Here is an 18,421-nt window from a genome sequence, read left to right as displayed (position 1 = left end):
TCATACGGAAAACCGCATTGGTCAGCTGGAAATGGTGAGCAGCCACGTTCTGGACGATCTGCCCCACCTCAAGGCAAACACCAGAATGGGAACGGCGAAAAGGGCGACGAAGCAGGCCAGGACGAGCACCTGCCAGCCCAGTTCGCTCCAGCCTTCTCCATAGATGGCGATGCGGAAAATGGGGTTGCCGATATAGTAAGTGGGGAAGATCCTGGCTATCCATTGCGGCCAGCTGGGGAAGATGATGAAAAGCGCCGGGGCGATGAGGAAGATCCCGAACGCTTTGATGTAGGCCACCAGTATGGTCTGGTCTTTGGACAGCAGGCCGAAGAGGAGTCCCCATTCCACTCCCAGGATCGACCCCAATACGAATATCGCGAACATGAGCAGCGGTTGAGCGAACCCGACTGTAAGCAGCACCAGGATGATACCCATGACCAGCGAGACGATGGTCCCGACCGAACCGAAAGCGATGAGTATCTCGGGCAGAGTGACCGGGGTGACCAGCAGCGCGGCGAAGGTCCTCTTTTCCTTCTCGTTCACTATGAAAGACGCCGTCAGCATCAAGCCGCCGAGAAGGATGATGTAGATGACCATGAAGGGCAGGAACATGTCCATCAGTGAGAGCGCTTTCTCCTCCCCCAGCTTGACCTGTTCGAAAAAGATCTGCGGGACCTCGGGAGACAGCGACCTGACCGCGCCGGTTATCTCGGCCAGGGCTATCGCCCTGCTCTTGGCCAGGCTCTCCCCCCCTATATACAGGTCAACCAGCGCTTTCTCCCCCGCCTCCAGTCTTTCCTTCACGTCCTCGGTGAAGACAGCCCCCACGTCGGCCTTCTGGTCTCGCACCAATGCGATGACCTCATCCGCTGAACCCGCCAACAGCAGGTCGACTGCCTCCGAGCCCTCGAGCTCAATGGCGATCGCCTGATCGCCCTCTTCGTAGATGGCTATCTTCGGCCTGGTCTGCCAGATGCCGAAGATGAGCTGGAATACGGCCGCGAAGAGCAGCGGGCCAAGTATCGCGAAGAAGATATAGGGGTTTCTCGGGTTCAAGCTCTTTCTTATGATGGCGAGGATCCTGTTTATGCTCATGCCAGCCTCCTCCTCAGGATGACGAACCCCAGCATGAAGAAACCTGCGGTGAAGAGGACGAGGTAGATGAGGGACGTGGTGTAGTCGGACAATCTCATCCCATAATTCAGGATACCGTCTAGCGGCTCGATCAACCAGTAGGTGGGTATCGCTTTCATGATGGGCGAATAGAAGCCGGGGAATATCACCAGGAAGCCCGGTATTATCAATACCACGAAGGGGATCAGGGATATCATGGTCATGGAGATGAAGTCCCTGCTCAATGAGCCAACGATAAATGCTATGCCTACCATCATGGCGGCACCGAGAAACAGGAGGACGATGATAGCCAGCCAGGTATCCACCGAGATCGCCCCCAGGAGCAATGCCATCAGGAACCCCAGGAAGAAGGTATTCAAGATGCCCGTGATCGCCTTTGCCGACACGAAATCCCGCAGGGTCACGGGAGTGACCAGAAGGGCCACGGCCGTTTTTCTCTGGACCTCCTCCATGAGCAGGTTTCCCAGGCTGAACAACTCGAGGAGAAACACGAAGGTGAGCAGGATGACCCGCAACCTGTCTTTCATCGGGATCTGCCGGCCCGCCATGTCCGGGCCTATCACCGTCGCTTCGAACTCGGCCGGAAGTCGGTACCCGATAAGGGCGTAGCCTATCTCCGCTCCGATGGCTTCACCCGCCTGGGTGACCTCCTCCGGGGTCTCGGACGAGACGTAGAGGACCAGCTCGGGTTCCCGCCCCGAAACGACCAGCGACAGGCCGGCGCTGACTTCCTCCTCCTCCACCATCCTCTGGAGGTCCTCCGGCGAGTCCGCCCAGACCAGCTCCAGCCCTCCCTCCGCCTCCTGCTTCCCCGCCTCGCTCAGCCTTGCCGCGATCTCTTCCGTTCCCCCTTCCAGGCCGAACTCCGCGGCGGCTTCCTCGCTGATCTCGAGGCAGAAACCCATCTTGAACACCTCGTCCACTTGCGAGGGCAGGAGATAATACATCAATGCGTAGATGACGATGAACAGTACCGAGATGACCATGACGAAGCGGTTGCGCAGGATCTGCGCCAGGTCTTTCCTGACGATGGCAAAGACGCGGTTCACTTCAGCTTCTTTCCCGTCAGCTGGATGAAGATGTCCTCCAGGGTGGCTTCCTCGGTATGCATGTCCAGGACATCGAAGCTTCCCAGTATCTCCTGGGTGCGCCGGCCCGTTTCCTCCTCTTCGAGGGGTAGTTCTTCCTCGCGGAGCTCTCCCTCCAGGTGATAGCGTATCTTCAGGACCCTCTTTCCGTACTCGTGTTTGAGGTTCTCTGGAGTATCGAGAGCGGCGATCTCTCCTTCATTGATAAAGGCGACGTGGTCGGAGAGCTTGTCCGCCTCCATCATGTCGTGGGTGGTGAGGAATACCGTGACCCCTCTGGCCTTCTCCTCCATGACCACCGTGCGGATAGCCTCGGACGAAACCGGGTCGAGACCGTCGGTCGGCTCGTCCAGGAAGAGTACCTGCGGCCGGTTGACCAGGGCCCTCGCGACCATGAGCCTCTGCTTCATCCCTTTGGAATAATTTGACACTCTGTCTTTACGGTCCTCCGGCAGTCCCACCCTTTCCAGCAATCCTGCCGTATCGAGGTCTTTTATCCCGAAGAGCGAGGCAAAGAACTTGAGGTTGGAAGCCGCCGACATATCCTCGTAAAGGCTTTTTTCCTCGAAGCATACGCCGATCTGCGCCTGGATCTTCTCCCTGTTTCTCACCATGTCCTCGCCGAGGATGGTGATGCTCCCTTCCTGAGGCGACAGCAGCCCGATGAGCATCTTCAAGGTAGTGGTCTTGCCGGCACCGTTGGGGCCGAGGAATCCCAATACTTCTCCCCGGTCTATTTGAAAGGAGATGTGGTCGACCGCCGTTATATCACCGTAGGCGTATGCTATGTTCTCGGCTGCGAGTGTCGTCTCAGGCGCCATTCTCATTCACCCTTCCTTTCTTCAAGGCCCGTTTCACTTCTTCGACCCTCTTGTCGTCAAGGGGATATATCGTGCCCCGGGGCGACCCCAGGATCTTCTCTACGGTCCCCAGGTATAGCCGGGCCCTGTGCAGGATGCTTTGCATGCTCTCGGGTTCGTCTTCCAGCCTGGCGATATCGGCGGCCTGCCGCTCGGCCATGGCATTGGAGAGGAGCAGGATCATCTCGGCGGTATCCTCCGGGCGCTCCACGTCGAAGGCGCCTTCCTCCATGCCCTGTGAGATTATCTCCGCCAGTGCAGGCGTGAATCCCTGCACCGCTTTCCTGTTCATCTTTTGGCGGATAATGGCGTTCTCGTCGCGGTAGATGACCTTCACCGCCTCGCTGAGGATATCCATGTGTGCCAGCTTCCATCCGCTGATCGCCTCCATGAAGCGGTTCATCTTCTCAAGGGGGGAGATATCTTTCGTGCGCGGTATGCCCTCGATCTTTAAAGCCATCTCGTCGACCATGCGGCCTACCACCTCATCCAGGATATCTTCCTTGCCGCTGAAATAGTAATAGAAAGCCCCCTTGGAAAGGCCTACGGCGTCCAGGATGGCTTCTACAGGCGTGGCATCGTATCCCGCCGTGGAAAAGAGACGCCAGGCTGCATCCACCAGTTCTCCCCTGGTATCCTCTCTGGCCTCCACCTTCCTGGGTCTCGCCATGTGACGACCTCCCGTTACCGTGCATTGTTTCTCAGGCCGGCTATCCTTCCTATTAATAAACCGACCGTCGGTTTATATTTAAACTCGTACCATCGCCATTGTCAACAAGCCATCCTCTTTCCCGAGTGCGCAAGGTGGTAAGCTAGATCAGGGATACACGAAGTCCACGTAACGATCTCGCGCATCGGGAGGTCCGATGGGAATACGTTCTCTGAGTTTTTCTTCCATGATCGCGGACACCGGATCTGATAAGGGGCATGATGGTGACGTCTAGACGCAGGCTTTTTCTACTCACGTTTCTTTCCCTACTGCTTCCGGTTGCTCATCTCCTTGTCTCCGCCCTTCCTGCCGCCGCTGTAGCCGAACCTGGAAGCCGGACCCTCGGAGTCTATTCGCAGGCGGGCGGCGAGGCTGCCCCGCCTCCCATCGCGGTGCAGTTACAGCAGCTGGCGGAGGACAACTACGGCAGCTGCGGCATCTACCTCAACGTGCTGGAGACGGGGGAACAGGCGGGCTACGCGGAGAACGAGACCTTCTACGCGGCCAGTTGCTACAAGCTCTTCCTGGTCATGTTCATCTACGAGCAGGCCGCCCGGGGCGAGGTGGACCTGAGCCGCACCATCGCCATGCAGGGCGGCGACCTGGAGGGAGAGGAGGGGGTGATCCAGAGCGCGCCCGTGGGCACCGCCTTCACCACGCGCGACCTCTGCAGGTACGCCATCGTCAACAGCGACAACGTGGCTGCGAGGATGCTGAAGCGCACCTACGGATACCGCACCTTCCGCGACTACGCCGCCTCTATCGGCTGCCCCGTGGCCGGGACCTATAATATCAACTCCACCACCGCCCGCGAGATGGGCATCCTGCTCATGCGCGTGCTGCAATTCGCCGCGACCGACCCCCTGGGACAGGAGGTAGTAGCCTTCCTCAAGGAGAGCACCACGAAGGGCCGCATACCGGCCGGGCTACCCGCGGGAGTGGAGGTGGGCAACAAGACCGGCGACTACCAGGGCACCTTGAACGACGCCGCCATCGTTTTCCTGGACGACCTCACCTACGTGCTCTGCGTGCTCTCGAAGGGCGGCTCGGACAGCGTGCACCGGGAGGCTTCGCGCCTGGTCTACGAGGACATCTACCGCAGGCACTACGGGGGAGGGGCCAGCGCCACCCGCGTCTATCAGCCCGCGACACAGTGGTACTTCGCGCATGCGAACACGGCGGAGGGTCTCGAGACATGGCTCTGTATGACCAACGGGGGGACGGGTGAGGCGGCTGCAACCGTCAGAAACCTGGCGGGCCAGGCGGCCTCCACGGAGAGGGTGGTGAACGTCCCGCCGGGAAGCACCGTGTCGCTGCGGTTAAACCAGCTGTTCGGCGCTGGCCAGGACCTGGCCTTGTCGGTGCTGTCGAGCGGACCTCTCCTGTACGAGAGGGCCACGTATCAAGACGGCCGGCGGGGCTGGACGCTGGTGGGCACCACGGCGGGGCTGAACCAGCCCGCCGCGGAATGGTTCTTTTCCAGTGGCGTCAACGGCCAGGTGCTCGATACACGCCTGTACCTCTGCAACCCGGGGACCGCCGACGCCGGCTGCACGGTCTGCGTCATGACCGGCGGGGCCCGATCTCAGCGGTTGCCCGTGGCCGTTCCCGCGCAAGGACATCTGTCTCTGCCGGTCAGCGATCTCGTGGGCGGCAGCGGGGAGGTCGCCCTGTGCGTGCTGGCGAGCGCACCCGTCCTGGCGGAGGAAGCCGCCTATCCAAGGCAGCAAGACGGCGCCGCGGTTGTTGAGGGGGAGCAATAAGCAGGGCGCCTCCAGTGACGTCCCCGCTTGATCTCGAAACGGTTTTCAAGCCGCGGCCGGTCAGCGCCCACCGTGCCAGCGGTGTCCGCCGCGGGCGTCACTGCAGGAAGGCTGCCGCAACTTCGCGGAACGGTTGCCGCCGCGCAGCGAGACGCGCCCCGCCAGCCTGAAGAGGAGCTTCGACAGCACTGGTAGCAGGACAGCCGCAGCGGCTATCTTCTGTTGTCTTGCCAGGGGCGCACTCCTCTCCGCGGCGGTCAGCGGCGAGTGCGGGGCGCCGGCGCGTACGGCCTCACGTTTCTGCCCCTGCAGCACGGGCAACTCCTCGTATTCGTATATGGCGTCTTGCGGGCAGACCTCGGCGCAAGAGCCGCAGGCCGTGCATAGACCTTCAGAGATCTCCACCGCCCGCCCCAGCGCCTTGATGGCGCCGCTCGGGCATTCCTCCACGCAAAGACCACAACCGGTGCACAAGTCCTCGTCGACTGCATACATCTAGGTCACACCTCCAGCCCGGTCATCGTGTCAGTGGTCGCAGGCGTTCTCCCCTACTTCGAGGGTCCCGTCCACGTATTGCTTCACGACCAGCAGCGGGCCCAGGGGAGGCGCGCCGCAGACCACCTTAACGCCGCTCTCGGCGAATATCTCCTGGGCCCTGGCGCCCATTCCTCCGGCGATCACCGTCTTTACGCCCTTGTCCGCCAGCCAGCGCGGCAGCAGACCGGGCTCATGGGGCGGGGCTTCGCAGACTTCCTTCACGGCCGGGTCTCCCCCGTCTCCCGCTTCCACCAGCGTGAATTTCTCACAGCGGCCGAAGTGGGCGCAGAGAACGCCGTCCTGCGTGGGAACAGCATAGACCTCCATTCCTTCCTCCTTCTTTCTTCCTGCTTCACCGGGTACCCCGTCAGCTTCCCGTGCGCCAGCGGCCTTCCCCCCGGAACCCGCCCGCGTGTCCACGGAAGAGGTCACGGTCACGACCCTATCCACCATACCGTCAAGGATCCCCGCAACACCCGGCACATCCTGGTAGTGGCCTTTTTTTGCCCCGCCGCGGTCCGCCCACGACGCGAATTCTCCGTCCAGGGATAGGGAGGCCAGGAGTTCCACCTGCATCTTCTCGGTCATGGAGCGAGCTCCACCCTTGCCGAAGATATCGATGCTCTCTCCGCAGTGAGGGCAGACCAGGCCGCTCATGTTCTCCACTACCCCCAGAATGCGCATGCCGATACGGCGGCAGAAAACGATGGACTTGCGCACGTCCGCCATGGCCAGTTCCTGCGGGGTGGCCACGATCAGCCCCCAGGCGTCCGGTATCAGCTGCGCGACGCTTAAGGGCTCGTCGCCCGTACCCGGAGGAGAGTCTATCACCAGGTAATCCAGGTCCCCCCAGTAGATGTCCTCCATGAACTGCCTGATGGCGGTCATCTTCAGAGGCCCTCTCCAGATGACAGCGCTGTCGTTTTCGTCCGTGAACAACCCTATGGAGATGACTTTCAGGTTCCCGGCGACGGTTATGGGGAAGATGCCTTTCTCGTCGCCGGTCACCCTTTCGTCCACCAGGCCGAAAATCACCGGGATGCTGGGTCCGTGGAAATCCACGTCCATGACCCCGACCTTGTAGCCGCGCTCGGCCAGGCCCCCGCCTGGGTCTCGTCCGCGTTCCTGGTACAGTCCCCGCGGTTTACGCGTAACTCCTCCTCCAGGATCTTGCCTTTCTTGACCGTAAATACCACGAACAACGGCGCCGAACCGAAATGCGATGCCAGGATCTTGCCGTCGATCGTCGCCACCGCTACCTTATGCTCCTGCTGTAAAGAAGCCACCGCTACCTTGTTCTCCTTGGGAGATGTCATGCTCTATCCACGACCCCTCTCCTCCATTTGCGCCATTTCGGTTCCAGCCACAGATAGATCCCGATGGCGCCCGATAAAAGGCCCGAGTATATGTGCATTTTTCTCAGGGTCTTCCTTCTCGGCATATGCATCCTTCGGCCTCCATTCTTCAACCCAGCCGGATAGACTATCACAAAGCTGATTATAACCTATTTATGGCATATGTCTAGTAACTAAAACATCGTTTCCAAGCTTCTTTTAAAATGCCTCCAAGACATTACTTTACATATGCTAAATATTATTTTATTATATTTATGGGCATATGCCTAGTTATAGAAACGGCATGCAGGCCGCATCATAAAACCAGGAGGTGAGCCTGATGGCAGGATTCGGGAGAGGACGGAGAGGCGGCAGGCCCGTAGGAGGGCGCGGCACCGCCGGAAGCACGGTATGCAGCTGTCCGAAGTGCGGGCACAGCGAACCGCATACGCGCGGCATCCCCTGTTTTACCAAGAGCTGCCCCAAGTGCGGTACCCGCATGGTGGGGGCGAATTGCGGTTGATGGAATGTGCCGTGAGGCGCACCGAGCGAACAGAAAGGAGAGAAGACCATGGGATACGGACACAGGAACATGTATAACCTCACCGGGCAGCCGGGTTGGATGAGGCTGGGTTACAGCCCGGGCTGGGCGGGCCGGAGCAGCAGCGGCCTGGGACCGTGCGCGGAGTACATGCTGACAGGCAGGTGGCCGGCTGCGACGGGCCGGTTTACGCCGCCGCAGAACTGGCCCGCGGCAAGCGGGGAACTCGAGCTGCTGAAGGCCCAGGCGGAGAGGATGGAGGAGACGCTGGTCCAGCTGCGCGAGCGCATCAGCAAGCTGGAGAAAGAGGGAGAATAGAACATGAAGGTTGCGATATCATCGACGGGGCCTGACCTGAAAGGGAGCGTGGACCCACGCTTCGGCCGCTGCGCGTTCTTTATCTTCTACGACACGGATACGGAAGATTGGGAAGCGGTGCCCAACGGCAACCGGGAGGCAGCAGGAGGGGCCGGCATCCGCACCGCCCAGTCCGTGGTGGACAGAGGGGTGGAAGCGGTCGTCACCGGCAACATCGGGCCCAACGCCATGCAGGTGCTATCAGGGCAGGTAAAAGTGTACACGGGCTTCTTCGGCACCATCGAGGAAGCGCTGCAGGCGCTCAAGGCGGGCGGCCTCTCCGACACCACCTCTGCCACGGTCAAGGACTATGCCGGCATGAGCAGCGGAAGCGGCCCGGCAGGCAGCCCGGGAACAGGCGCTTCCGGAGCTACGGGCACAGGCGGTTTCTCCGGTCCAGCCAGCTTCCAGGGCCCGGGCATGATGGGCATGGGCGGAGGCATGGGTATGGGCGGAGGCATGGGTATGGGCGGCGGCCGCGGGGGCGGTATGGGCAGAGGACGTGGCTGCGGAAGAGGAGGAGGGCGTTGGTAATAGCCGTGGCCGCCGGCAAGGGCGGGACCGGCAAGACCCTGGTGGCCGTGAACCTGGCCCTTGCGCTGCACCGGGCGGGGTTGGAAACGGCGCTCACCGACGCCGACGTCGAGGAGCCGAACGGCCATCTCTTCGTCAAGCCCGCCATCTCGGAACGGGAGGACGTGACCATCTCCATCCCCCGCATCGATGAAGAACTGTGCGACCGATGCGGCGAGTGCTCTTCCTTCTGCGCGTACGGGGCGCTGGCCACGACGCCCGCGCGCGTGCTGCTCTTCGATGAGCTGTGCCACGGGTGTGGGGGATGCACGATGATATGCCCTCTCAAAGCCATCAGCGAGGAAGAACGCGTTATAGGTACTATTGAGCGGGGCCGGACCCCCGAGGGCATGGGTTTCACGCATGGAGTCCTGGAGATAGGAGAGCCCAAAGCCAGCCCGATCATCGCGGCGATGAAGGAACGCCTCGATCCCGGGGTCGTGAACGTGGTCGACTGCGGGCCGGGGACCGGCTGCGCGGCCATGACCACGGTGCAAGGTTCAGACGTCTGCCTGATGGTGACCGAGCCTACCCCCTTCGGCCTGCATGACCTGCTCATGGCGGTGAAGATGGCGGAGGAGCTGGGCGTGCCCTCGCTGGTGGTGGCGAACAAGGACATACCGGGCGACACCGAGGTCAAGAGGTTCTGCGCGGAGCACGGGCTGGAGATAGCCCTCTCCATACCCTTCTCCATGGAAACGGCACGCCTCACCTCGAGCGGGATCAACCTTGTGGATACCGGTGAGGAGTGGCAGCGCACCTTCTATTCCCTGTACGAGCGGATCACACCCATGGTCGGAAGGGGGAGCGTGTGAGATGAAACAGCTTGTAGTGTTGAGCGGTAAGGGGGGAACGGGAAAGACCACGGTCACGGCGTCCCTGGCGCAGCTGCTGAAACCCGTCGTGCTGGCAGACTGCGACGTGGAAGCGCCCAACCTCCACCTCCTGCTATCACCACAAACGGATGACTCTTTCCCGCTCAAGGTATCCCGCAAAGCACGGATAGACCCCGATCTGTGCACCGCCTGCGGGGCTTGCGCCGAGAGCTGCCGATTCGGCGCCATTACGACCGGTGACCCCTACCGGGTTGATGCCTTTCGCTGTGAGGGCTGCGGGGTATGCGGTTTTGTATGCCCGGAGGAAGCCGTCGACTTCTTCGAAACGGACGGGGCGCAGGTTTACAGGGGCATGACCCCTTATGGTCCCATGGTGGGAGCCGAACTCGCGGTGGGAGAGGAAGCCTCGGGGAAGGTGGTTACCAGGGTGAGGATGGAAGCCCAGTTGACCGCCCACGAAGCGGGGCTCCCACTGGTCATCGTGGACGGTTCGCCCGGCACGGGATGCCCCGTGATCGCCTCCCTGAGCGGCGCCGACCTGACCCTTATCATCACCGAGCCATCACTATCGGGCCTGCACGACCTGGAGAGGATCCTGCAGGTGGCAGAGCACTTCGGCATCCCCACCATCGCGGGCATAAACAAGTGCGACATCGTGCCCGAGCTGGCTGACCGCATAAGAAAAAGGTGCGGAGAACTCGGCATCGAGGTGGCGGCCGAGATTCCTTTCTCGGGGGAAGTGGTGGAAGCCTTGCGTGGTAGACGGCCCCCGGTGGGGAACGTGCCGCCCGAGGTAGAGGAGCCTTTAAGGCGCCTCGCCCTGGTAATAGAAGAACGCACGGCGGTCGCGACGGGTTGAACCGTGAGGCTGCCGGCAAGGTGATAAAACCCAGCCGGGAGCCTTGAAGGCTTAGACGAGGTGCTGGCCTGGACGGGAAGGAGCACGGGGATCGCCGACGCGGAGAGGGCCGTAACCGTGGTGTGCGAAGGCGGAGGCACACAGACAATGGGCAAGTCGCTGCGCAGGTGGGCGGCCCGCGTCCGCGACGTCTGATAGAACACGCCCTCCGAAAATGCTAAGCTGTCCCTTGAGATGTATGAGTCGAACGAGACCGGCATCAGCTTCACCGCGGGCCGCTGGCCGATGGACCCGGACCTGCCCACCATCGTGTTCATCCACGGGTCGGGCGGTACGAGCGTCCTCTGGCGCGCGCAGGTGGAGGCCCTCACGGACCACTCCAACACCATCGCCGTCGATCTGCCGGGGCACGGCGCGAGCGGCGGCGGGGGCATGGACCGCGTCGAGGACTACGCGGCGTCCCTCGAGGACTTCATCGCATCCATCGCCGCCCCTAGGGTCATCCCCTGCGGCCTGAGCATCGGAGGCGCCATCGTGCTGCAGCTCCTCCTGGACTCGCCCGGAAAGTACGAGGCCGGCATCTTGGTGAACTCGGGGGCCAGGCTGCGGGTGATGCCGCTCATCTTCGAGACCCTGGAGAAGGACTTCGAGGGTTTTATAAACGCGTCCTACGCCTTCAGCGCCTCCGAGCAGACGGACCCGTCCCTGGTGAAGCCCATCGTGGACGCCATGGCCGCGTGCCCCCCCGCCGTCACCAGGGGGGATTTCACGGCCTGCGATACTTTCGATGTCATGGAGCGCCTCGGCGAGATCGCGGTGCCCGTCCTCGTCCTGACCGGGTCCGACGATAAGATGACCCCGGTGAAGTACGGCGCGTTCCTGGCCGAGCACATAGCGGGCGCCGTCCACGTGGACATCGCCGACGCCGGACACCTCTCCCCCATGGAGAAGCCCGAGGAAGTGAGCAGGGCCATCCTGGATTTCGTGCGGTCTCTGTGACGGGGTGCCGATCTTACTCTCCCGCCGTTGTTCCATGATGCAGTGGGACGGCCCCGGAAAGCCTGCCTTAGGGTCGAGTAGGCAGGCTGTCTCTCGTAAGGACCATGTCCACAAGCCAGGTCATAATACGCATGACCAAGTGGTACAGCGGCGGGAACGTTCTCTTCAGGAGATACAGCAGCTTGATGTCCGGGGACGTGATGACCATGTACCTGTTCTTCTCGATGGCGCCGACGATCAGGCCGGCGACCTTCTCGGGGCTTATGGCGTGCCGGCTGAACAGCCTGCGCCCCCTCTCGCAGGCGTCCGCGTCCGCGTTGATGACCACCGTCTGGACCAGGCCAGTGTTGACGGCGCCGGGCAGGATGACGCTGACGCCGATGCCGTGCTTTCTCAGGTCATAGCGCAGCACCTCCGCGCTCCCCACCAGTGCGTGCTTGGTGCCGGCATACGCGACATGCCAGGGAAGCCCTATTATCCCCGCGGTAGAGGAGACGAGCAGCAGGTGGCCGCCCTTACCGGCGCGGACCATCTCGGGGACGAAGCACTCGATGGCATGGTACGGCCCCCAGAGGTTCACGTTCACTATGCGCTCCCACTGCGCGTGGGTCATGTCTTCCACCTGGGAGAACAGCGCCACCCCGGCGATGTTGGCCAGGATGTCCAGCGGGCCGAACCCGGCATGGACCTCATCCGCCATCTTCCTGACCGCGGCGTGATCCGAGATGTCCAGGGGCATTGAAAAGCACACCTCTCCGCCCCGGTCCTCGATCTGGCGCCGCGTCTCCTCGAGCCCCCGCGCGTTGATGTCGGTGATAAACAGCCTGGCGCCGCGTTCCGCCATGGCGAGGGCCGTCGCCTTGCCGATGCCGCTCGCCGCGCCGGTGATCAAGGCCTTCCTGCCCGGGATCTCCATCCGCCTCACCTTTCCTCCTCAAACGTCAGGCCAGAGACAGGGCCTTTGCCTGTGGCTTCCCCCGCCCGATATAGCCGTGTTCCCTCAAGAGCCCGTACCAGGCCTCTCCCCGGGCCCGCTTGTCCAGGTAGAGAAAATGGCCGCCCGTCACCTCCGCGTAGTCCTCGATCCCCCATCTCTTTATCCAGCGCCTCGTGTCCCGCACGTCGCAGACCCGGTCGCCCGCGTGGGCCACCACCCTGATGCGCCCCACGTCGAAACGGGGCTCGAGGTACAGCGGCGAGCACAGCTCCTGGGCGCGGCCCGTAGAGCGGGCGAGCGCATCGTCGACCGGGAACCCGAAGCGGCGCTGCCTGGGTCTCAGGTAGTTGGTGACCGCGACGGCCGGAACGGCCATGAACATGAAGTCGGGCCCGCCGCTGACCTGTGCCGCGTAGAGCGCCGCCGAGAAACCGCCCATGCTCGCCCCGATGATCCCGATGTTCCCGTAGCCCGTGTGCCTCAGGAGGATCAGGGCGGAGTGGAGGTCGTGGATGTTCTGGGCCAGGCGCTCCACCGTGAGGGGCACGTCGGCGGGGCTCAGCAGCCGCTGGAACCAGGGGTGGTTACTCCGCCGCCAGTGGCCGGGCAGGGTGTGGAGGGCCACGTCCAGGCCGAGCTGGAAGAGCGTGTCTATCCTGAACATGCGCCGCGCCTTAGCCGGCCCTCCCATCATCAGCCCGTGGATGACCAGGACGAGCGGCCGGTCCGCGGAACCGTCGTGGCGCCAGAGGTGGAGATAGCCCGAGAGGTCCTCCAGCCGGGAGTTGAAGCGGTCCCTCAACTCGGGGTTGCGGGGGGAGTAACGGCTCGGGTAGCGGAAGAGGTCGCGCCGCCCCGTGAGGAACGGCGTGGACTCGACGACCTCGCTGGCGGGAGGCCCGTCGGGCAGGCGGAAGAACGGCTTCCGCTCTGGGTCCCAGGAGTCGGGGTCGTAAAAGGCGAGCCGCCGGAGATACGTCTCGCGCTCCACCGAGGTCTTCCCGACGGTCACGTCGGGGATGCCCAGGAGCATTCGGTCCGGGATCCCTCCGATGGCGTTGAGCGCCCTTGCCTTCGCGCTCACCCGCGGCTCTCCCCGCTCGCCATGTCGACCGTGTCTTCCGTCACGCCCAGAGATTCCAGCTCTTTCTTGATGACGCGGTGCGTCTCAGTTTTCGGAAGCCCGGAAACGACCCGGTAGTACCTGGGGATGGCGAACTTCGCCAGTCTATCGGCGAGGAACTCCGCCAGGCGCCCGGGGTCGATGGTCTTTCCCTCCAGGGGCACCAGCGTAACCATGATCTCGTCCTCGGCCAGCTCGGAAGGAACGGCGTATACCGCGCATTCCAGCACGTCGGGGTGCTTCAATATCGCCTGCTCGACCTCGTATGCGGAGACGTTCTCGCCCCTGCAGCGCATCGACTCGGTGTTGCGCCCCAGAAAGTAGATGTAGCCCCCGTCGTCCCTGTAGACGAGGTCGCCGGTGTGCAGCCAGCCGCCCCGCACCTTGTCGCTCGACGCCTCCGCGTTGCGGTAATACTCGACGGCGCTGGGGCGGTTGCCCACGTAACTGATTAGCTCGCCCGGGGCCCCCGCCGGGACGTCGTTGCCCTCTCCGTCCACGATGCGACACTTGGAGCCGAGCGGTTTGCCCATGGAGCCCACCGGCCCGGTCCCCAGGTTGATGAGGACCACCCCCGCGCCGTCCACCGCGCCGTAAGCCTCGTAGATGCGGACGCCGAAACGGGACTCGAACGCCTCCCACATGCCCGCCGGGCAGCCGGCCGAGAGCACCGCGCGGACGCTGTTTTCGCCGTCGTCGGGCCTGGCGGGCTGCTTCATCAGGATGGGCATCACCGCGCCCAGCCCGTTGAAGATGGTCACGCGGTGGCGCCGCATCTCGTCCCAGAACCTGCTCGCGCTGAACCTCTCGCCCAGCGCGACCCTGCACCCGGCGTGCAGGCAGGGCGTGACGGTGAGGAAGAGGGCGTTGGCGTGGAAGAGGGGGTAGCAGGTGTAGTAGACATCGTTGCGGTCAAGGAAGAACCGGCTCATGATCGAGACCATCTTCACGCCGGAGTTACCGTAGCGGTAGACAACCCCCTTGGGAAGCCCCGTGGTGCCGGAGGTATACATGATGATCATCAAGTCGTCCGGGTCATAGCCCACGGGCGGTTTCGACGCGTCGCTTCCCGGCCCGTAAGCATCTTCCAGGTCCGCCATGCCGGCGGGCAGCGAGGGTCCCGGGGGCGCGCCCCGCGCGTTCACGATGACCCTCTCGACCTTTCCGAGCCTGTCCGCGACCGCCAGGTAGTGCGGCAGCAGGTCGTGGTCGATGACGACGAAACGGGCGTCGGAGTTGTCGATTATATACGCGAGCTGGTCGTCCCGCAGGGCCACGTTCACCGGCACGGCGTACATCCCGAGCTTCTCCAAACCGAAGAAGACGTCCAGCCAGCGGGGAGAGTTCTTCATGATCACCGCCAGCCCGTCGCCGGGGCCTCCTCCCATCCCGCGCAGGAAGTTGGCGACGCGGTTGGCGTTGCGGTCCATATCGGAATAGGTGAAGGACCAGTCCTTGAACTCGAGGAACGTCCTCTCCCCGATCTTCTCCGCCCTCTCCTCCAGGAGCTCGGCATGGGACATGTCGGCCGCTATGGAGAGGCCCCGTGCCCTTAGGATGGAGAGCAGGTTCTCGGGCAGCGTCCCCCGGCGCATCTCATCCGCGAGGAACAGCGCCCCGCTGCGCAGGCCTCGCCAGGCGATGAACAGCACCTGGCGGTATTTTCGCAGCTTCTCCCGGTTCATCTGTACTCCTGCCGCCATGCAATCGAGTATAGTCTTCACTATATTTTGCTAATTTAACAAAATATCGCTATTGTGGTCAAGTATGAAGCGTAATTGCCTGAATACCCGCTTAAATAACACATAAATGAATATTTACAACGCCTTGTGGATGTGCTATTCCTAATATAAGTAATCACTTACTTATTTATATCTGGAGGTGTGTGATGGCCGAAAAGGCGAAAAGGCCCGGAGCTGAAATCCGCCGCAAGCAGATACTCGATGCCGCCGCCGAGGTGATCGGAGGGAAATGTTACCACTGGGCCACGACCAAGGAGATCGCCCAGGCGGCGGGGGTCTCCGAGCGCACTCTCTTCCTCTACTTCGAGAACAAGAAGGAACTCTACCGCGAGGCCGTAACGCAGGCACACCACGAGCTGTTCGAGGCCCTGGGCCGGTCCGCTCCTCCCATGGATGACATCCGGACCTTCCTGAAGATGAGCGAGAGGAACTTCCTCACCTACCTCGAAGAGCACCCGCTGAAGGTCAAACTCATCTTCCAGGCCCTCGATGTCATGGGTGACGAAGACCTCCGCGAGGACATCCGGGACACCTTCCAGTCAATCTACGAACTATTTTCGGCCATCATCGAGAAGGCCAAGCAGCGTGGAGAGATAAACGAGGACGTGAGCACCCTTTCGGCGGTCGCCTGCATCCTAGGGTTTCATTTCATCCTGGCATATGTCGAGTTCCTCAAGCTTGACTGGTTCGCCGGGGAGGACGACATCTACTCGGTCGTCGACGTCTTCGCCGACTTCGTCACCGACCGCAGGCCGTGACACGTCCGATACCGCCGCCGGCTGGTCGGTGCGTTAGACGGCCGTCGGCAGGGAACTTCACCTCCGGGCCGCGCTGCGCCCACGCTTCAAGGTATTAGGCGAGCCAGTACCCCGGGATCTTTTCGTACACCTTCTCCCCGGGCCTCCGCCGGCCTTCAGGGCTTGGCGCCGAAGATCTTGTGGATGAACCCCTTCTTCCACAGGAAGCGGAAGAGGCGGTAGTAGAGCGAGGGCGAGATGCGGAAGAGGATGAACTGAGGAAGGGAATGGGAGGGGGGCGCCAGGATGATGCCCTTGTCCTTCTCCAGCCCGCGCAGGGCTGCCGCGGCCACGATGGAGGGGTCCACCCCCTGTTTCTTGTAGAACGCCACTATCTCTTCCTTGGAACTCTTCCCGCTGCTGTTGTAGAGGTATATCCTGCCGTCGCTTATGATCCTGGTATCGATGAACCCCGGGCAGAGCACGCTGACCTTGATGTTGTGGGTGATAAGCTCCATGCGCAGCGTCTCGCCCAGGCCGAAGACCGCGTGCTTACTGGTGTTGTAGGGAGACATGCAGGGGATGGAATAGAGGCCGGCGTCGCTGGCGGTGAGCAATATGGAGCCCTGCCCGCGCTCGATCATCCTGGGGACGAAGCTGTGGAGCATGTAGATGGCGCCGAAGAGGTTCACCCCCAGGACCCAGTCCCAGTCCTCGAGGGGGGTCTCCTCGAACCTGCCCCCGTGGCCGACCCCGGCATTGCTGCACAGGATGTCCACGTGGTCCCACGCGGAGAAGAAGGCGCCGGCGAAGCTCGCGACCTCCTCGCGCCGCGAGTGGTCGACGCGGTAGCCGCCGCAGTCGGCGCCCCTGGCCTTGAGTTCCTCCAGGACCGCATCGATACGCTCCTGGACGATGTCCGTTATCACCACCCTGCAGCCGGCGTCAGCTAGCGCCAGGGCCAGCGCCCTGCCGATGCCGGAACCCGCCCCGGTCACGATAGCCGTCTTCCCCTGAAAAAAACCCATGCCGCACACCTCCTGACCTTTCGTGCCGCCACCATGCTATTCGGATTCTCTCACATACGCTCCTCTTGCTGACATTATATCGGCAAGCAAGGTATCCACATTACCCACCGTTTCAGGGAACAGCACGACGAGCATGGGATGATCCTCGAGGAGTCGGTCCGGACAAAGGTCCTCGATGTGGGCCGCGCCCCGGCAGCAGGCGCGCTGACCACGGCGGGGGTATACGGGATATTGGGTCTCTCCAACGTGGTCTTTCCGAGGCATCTCGGCTGGATGACCGCGGTTGGCCTTCTTGCCGCGCCGATAGGCTCCATCTTAGTGCTTCCCAGTCTGCTGATCATACGGCAGAAGATATCCGGCAGGAAAAGGGCCGGGGAGGTCTGTGAGGTCGAGGCTAAGTAAAGGTATCATCGGCCGTAGGGGCTGACTTTCGTCAGCCCCTACGGCCGATGATCGGACCGGAATTATAAGACCTGTCTCTTGGTCCCGGTAGAATACTTCAAGAACCGGCTTGGTACCGTGAAGGGGAGAGGAAGCAATGGCGGCGAGGACCGCGTTCGGGCGCACCTGGTGGGGCGAGGCCTGGGTGGAGGCGATGGAAAGGATCGACTACGATACCAATCGCCTGCCACGGGGGAGGCGCTATGCGCGCAACGGCAGCGTGCTGGAGATCCATCTCGAAGGGGACGGGACGTTGCGAGCGCGGGTGCAGGGCACTCGGCGGCAACCCTATAAGGTGAGCATCAAGCTGAAGGACTTCACACGGGCGCAGGCGTCCAAGGTGAAGCTCCTGGTGGCCTCCAGTTCCGCCATCGCCTCGGAGCTGAGCCTGGGGAAGCTACCCGAGCGCATGCTGGGCCTGCTGGAGAACACGGGCGTCTCCCTCTTTCCCCGGTCCTGGAGGGATATCGAGGCCTCCTGCTCCTGCCCCGACTGGGCGAATCCCTGTAAGCACTTGGCGGCCGTCTACTACATAGTGGCCAACGAAATCGATAAGGATCCCTTCATCGCCTTCAACCTGCGGGGCGTATCCACCGTGTCGCTCCGGGATGCGGCGGGGATGGCGCCGGAGGATGAGGGGGAGGAAGGTTGGGGCGGGACAGAGGCCTGGCCGTTCATCGCCTACCGGGAGGCGGAGGCGGCGGATCGCGCCGAGGCAACTTCGCAACCACCGGACCTGGACCTCTCGTTTCCCGGCCTGGACCTGAACGGCGTGTTCTCCCTGCTGCAGGACGCCCCCCTCTTTTAGGAGGGGGGCGACTTC

General features: G+C 62.5%; 21 protein-coding genes. 10 read left to right on the top strand and 11 right to left on the bottom strand.

Annotated elements, in window-relative coordinates:
* Positions 1-21: 21 nt before the first annotated feature.
* From AB1384_05670 to AB1384_05655, 4 genes are read right to left on the bottom strand one after another with little or no spacing between them, the layout of a single operon-like run.
* Positions 22-1,095 carry an ABC transporter permease gene (locus AB1384_05670; GenBank protein ID MEW6553756.1) on the bottom strand — a complete coding sequence of 358 codons (1,074 nt, stop codon included), beginning with the start codon at positions 1,093-1,095 and terminating at the stop codon, positions 22-24.
* The gene (locus AB1384_05665) at positions 1,092-2,183 is read right to left on the bottom strand and encodes an ABC transporter permease (GenBank protein ID MEW6553755.1); all 1,092 of its coding nucleotides are present in this window, start codon (positions 2,181-2,183) and stop codon (positions 1,092-1,094) included. The genes AB1384_05670 and AB1384_05665 overlap by 4 nt, the downstream gene beginning before the upstream one ends.
* Positions 2,180-3,049 (bottom strand): ABC transporter ATP-binding protein, encoded by an 870-nt coding sequence (locus AB1384_05660; protein MEW6553754.1) that lies wholly within the window; start codon positions 3,047-3,049, stop codon positions 2,180-2,182. The genes AB1384_05665 and AB1384_05660 overlap by 4 nt, the downstream gene beginning before the upstream one ends.
* Complete coding sequence (locus tag AB1384_05655; protein MEW6553753.1) at positions 3,033-3,752, bottom strand: TetR/AcrR family transcriptional regulator; 720 nt, start codon at positions 3,750-3,752, stop codon at positions 3,033-3,035. Before AB1384_05655 ends, AB1384_05660 begins: the two co-directional genes overlap by 17 nt.
* A 260-nt stretch (positions 3,753-4,012) precedes the next feature.
* Here AB1384_05655 and AB1384_05650 point away from each other — a divergent pair, with 260 nt between their 5' ends.
* Positions 4,013-5,554 (top strand): DUF5719 family protein, encoded by a 1,542-nt coding sequence (locus AB1384_05650; GenBank protein MEW6553752.1) that lies wholly within the window; start codon positions 4,013-4,015, stop codon positions 5,552-5,554.
* 60 nt (positions 5,555-5,614) lie between these two features.
* On the opposite strand, the gene AB1384_05645 is transcribed toward AB1384_05650, so the two are convergent.
* The 3 genes from AB1384_05645 to AB1384_05635 are packed head-to-tail and all read right to left on the bottom strand — an operon-like array spanning position 5,615 to position 7,407.
* The gene (locus tag AB1384_05645) at positions 5,615-6,049 is read right to left on the bottom strand and encodes a 4Fe-4S binding protein (GenBank protein MEW6553751.1); all 435 of its coding nucleotides are present in this window, start codon (positions 6,047-6,049) and stop codon (positions 5,615-5,617) included.
* 30 nt (positions 6,050-6,079) lie between these two features.
* Positions 6,080-7,159 carry a P-loop NTPase gene (locus AB1384_05640; protein MEW6553750.1) on the bottom strand — a complete coding sequence of 360 codons (1,080 nt, stop codon included), beginning with the start codon at positions 7,157-7,159 and terminating at the stop codon, positions 6,080-6,082.
* On the bottom strand, positions 7,123-7,407 hold the full coding sequence (locus AB1384_05635; GenBank protein MEW6553749.1) for a hypothetical protein: 285 nt from the start codon (positions 7,405-7,407) through the stop codon (positions 7,123-7,125). The genes AB1384_05640 and AB1384_05635 overlap by 37 nt, the downstream gene beginning before the upstream one ends.
* Positions 7,408-7,996: 589 nt before the next feature.
* Here AB1384_05635 and AB1384_05630 point away from each other — a divergent pair.
* Genes AB1384_05630 through AB1384_05605 form a run of 6 tightly spaced genes read left to right on the top strand, consistent with a single transcriptional unit; the run spans position 7,997 to position 11,590 of the window.
* Complete coding sequence (locus AB1384_05630; protein MEW6553748.1) at positions 7,997-8,284, top strand: hypothetical protein; 288 nt, start codon at positions 7,997-7,999, stop codon at positions 8,282-8,284.
* A gap of 3 nt (positions 8,285-8,287) precedes the next feature.
* Positions 8,288-8,857: a NifB/NifX family molybdenum-iron cluster-binding protein gene (locus AB1384_05625; protein ID MEW6553747.1), complete on the top strand. Its 570-nt coding sequence runs from the start codon at positions 8,288-8,290 to the stop codon at positions 8,855-8,857.
* On the top strand, positions 8,851-9,711 hold the full coding sequence (locus tag AB1384_05620) for an ATP-binding protein (protein ID MEW6553746.1): 861 nt from the start codon (positions 8,851-8,853) through the stop codon (positions 9,709-9,711). Before AB1384_05625 ends, AB1384_05620 begins: the two co-directional genes overlap by 7 nt.
* A gap of 1 nt (position 9,712) precedes the next feature.
* Complete coding sequence (locus AB1384_05615; GenBank protein MEW6553745.1) at positions 9,713-10,591, top strand: ATP-binding protein; 879 nt, start codon at positions 9,713-9,715, stop codon at positions 10,589-10,591.
* Positions 10,592-10,651: 60 nt separating this feature from the next.
* The gene (locus tag AB1384_05610; protein MEW6553744.1) at positions 10,652-10,786 is read left to right on the top strand and encodes a hypothetical protein; all 135 of its coding nucleotides are present in this window, start codon (positions 10,652-10,654) and stop codon (positions 10,784-10,786) included.
* A gap of 39 nt (positions 10,787-10,825) precedes the next feature.
* A complete protein-coding gene (locus AB1384_05605; protein ID MEW6553743.1) occupies positions 10,826-11,590 on the top strand; it encodes an alpha/beta hydrolase in 765 nt (254 codons plus the stop codon).
* Positions 11,591-11,657: 67 nt separating this feature from the next.
* Here the strand turns inward: AB1384_05605 and AB1384_05600 are convergent, their stop codons facing one another.
* The 3 genes from AB1384_05600 to AB1384_05590 are packed head-to-tail and all read right to left on the bottom strand — an operon-like array spanning position 11,658 to position 15,335.
* Positions 11,658-12,506, bottom strand: a complete 849-nt coding sequence (locus tag AB1384_05600; protein ID MEW6553742.1) for an SDR family oxidoreductase — start codon at positions 12,504-12,506, stop codon at positions 11,658-11,660.
* Positions 12,507-12,531: 25 nt separating this feature from the next.
* Entirely contained in the window at positions 12,532-13,611 is a 1,080-nt protein-coding gene (locus AB1384_05595) for an alpha/beta hydrolase (GenBank protein MEW6553741.1), read from the bottom strand.
* Entirely contained in the window at positions 13,608-15,335 is a 1,728-nt protein-coding gene (locus AB1384_05590) for an AMP-binding protein (protein MEW6553740.1), read from the bottom strand. The genes AB1384_05595 and AB1384_05590 overlap by 4 nt, the downstream gene beginning before the upstream one ends.
* A gap of 203 nt (positions 15,336-15,538) precedes the next feature.
* Between AB1384_05590 and AB1384_05585 the strand changes: the two genes are divergently transcribed.
* The gene (locus AB1384_05585) at positions 15,539-16,150 is read left to right on the top strand and encodes a TetR/AcrR family transcriptional regulator (protein MEW6553739.1); all 612 of its coding nucleotides are present in this window, start codon (positions 15,539-15,541) and stop codon (positions 16,148-16,150) included.
* Positions 16,151-16,305: 155 nt separating this feature from the next.
* Here the strand turns inward: AB1384_05585 and AB1384_05580 are convergent, their stop codons facing one another.
* Positions 16,306-17,157 carry an SDR family NAD(P)-dependent oxidoreductase gene (locus AB1384_05580; protein MEW6553738.1) on the bottom strand — a complete coding sequence of 284 codons (852 nt, stop codon included), beginning with the start codon at positions 17,155-17,157 and terminating at the stop codon, positions 16,306-16,308.
* Positions 17,158-17,295: 138 nt separating this feature from the next.
* Here AB1384_05580 and AB1384_05575 point away from each other — a divergent pair, with 138 nt between their 5' ends.
* A complete protein-coding gene (locus tag AB1384_05575) occupies positions 17,296-17,559 on the top strand; it encodes a hypothetical protein (protein MEW6553737.1) in 264 nt (87 codons plus the stop codon).
* Between the two features lie 136 nt (positions 17,560-17,695).
* On the top strand, positions 17,696-18,406 hold the full coding sequence (locus AB1384_05570) for an SWIM zinc finger family protein (protein ID MEW6553736.1): 711 nt from the start codon (positions 17,696-17,698) through the stop codon (positions 18,404-18,406).
* Positions 18,407-18,421: the final 15 nt, after the last annotated feature.

It is taken from the genome of Actinomycetota bacterium, assembly GCA_040757835.1.
Taxonomy (GTDB): domain Bacteria; phylum Actinomycetota; class Geothermincolia; order Geothermincolales; family RBG-13-55-18; genus SURF-21.
The sequence above is the reverse complement of the archived record's forward strand: the minus strand, read 5'-3'. Positions and strand labels throughout refer to the sequence as shown.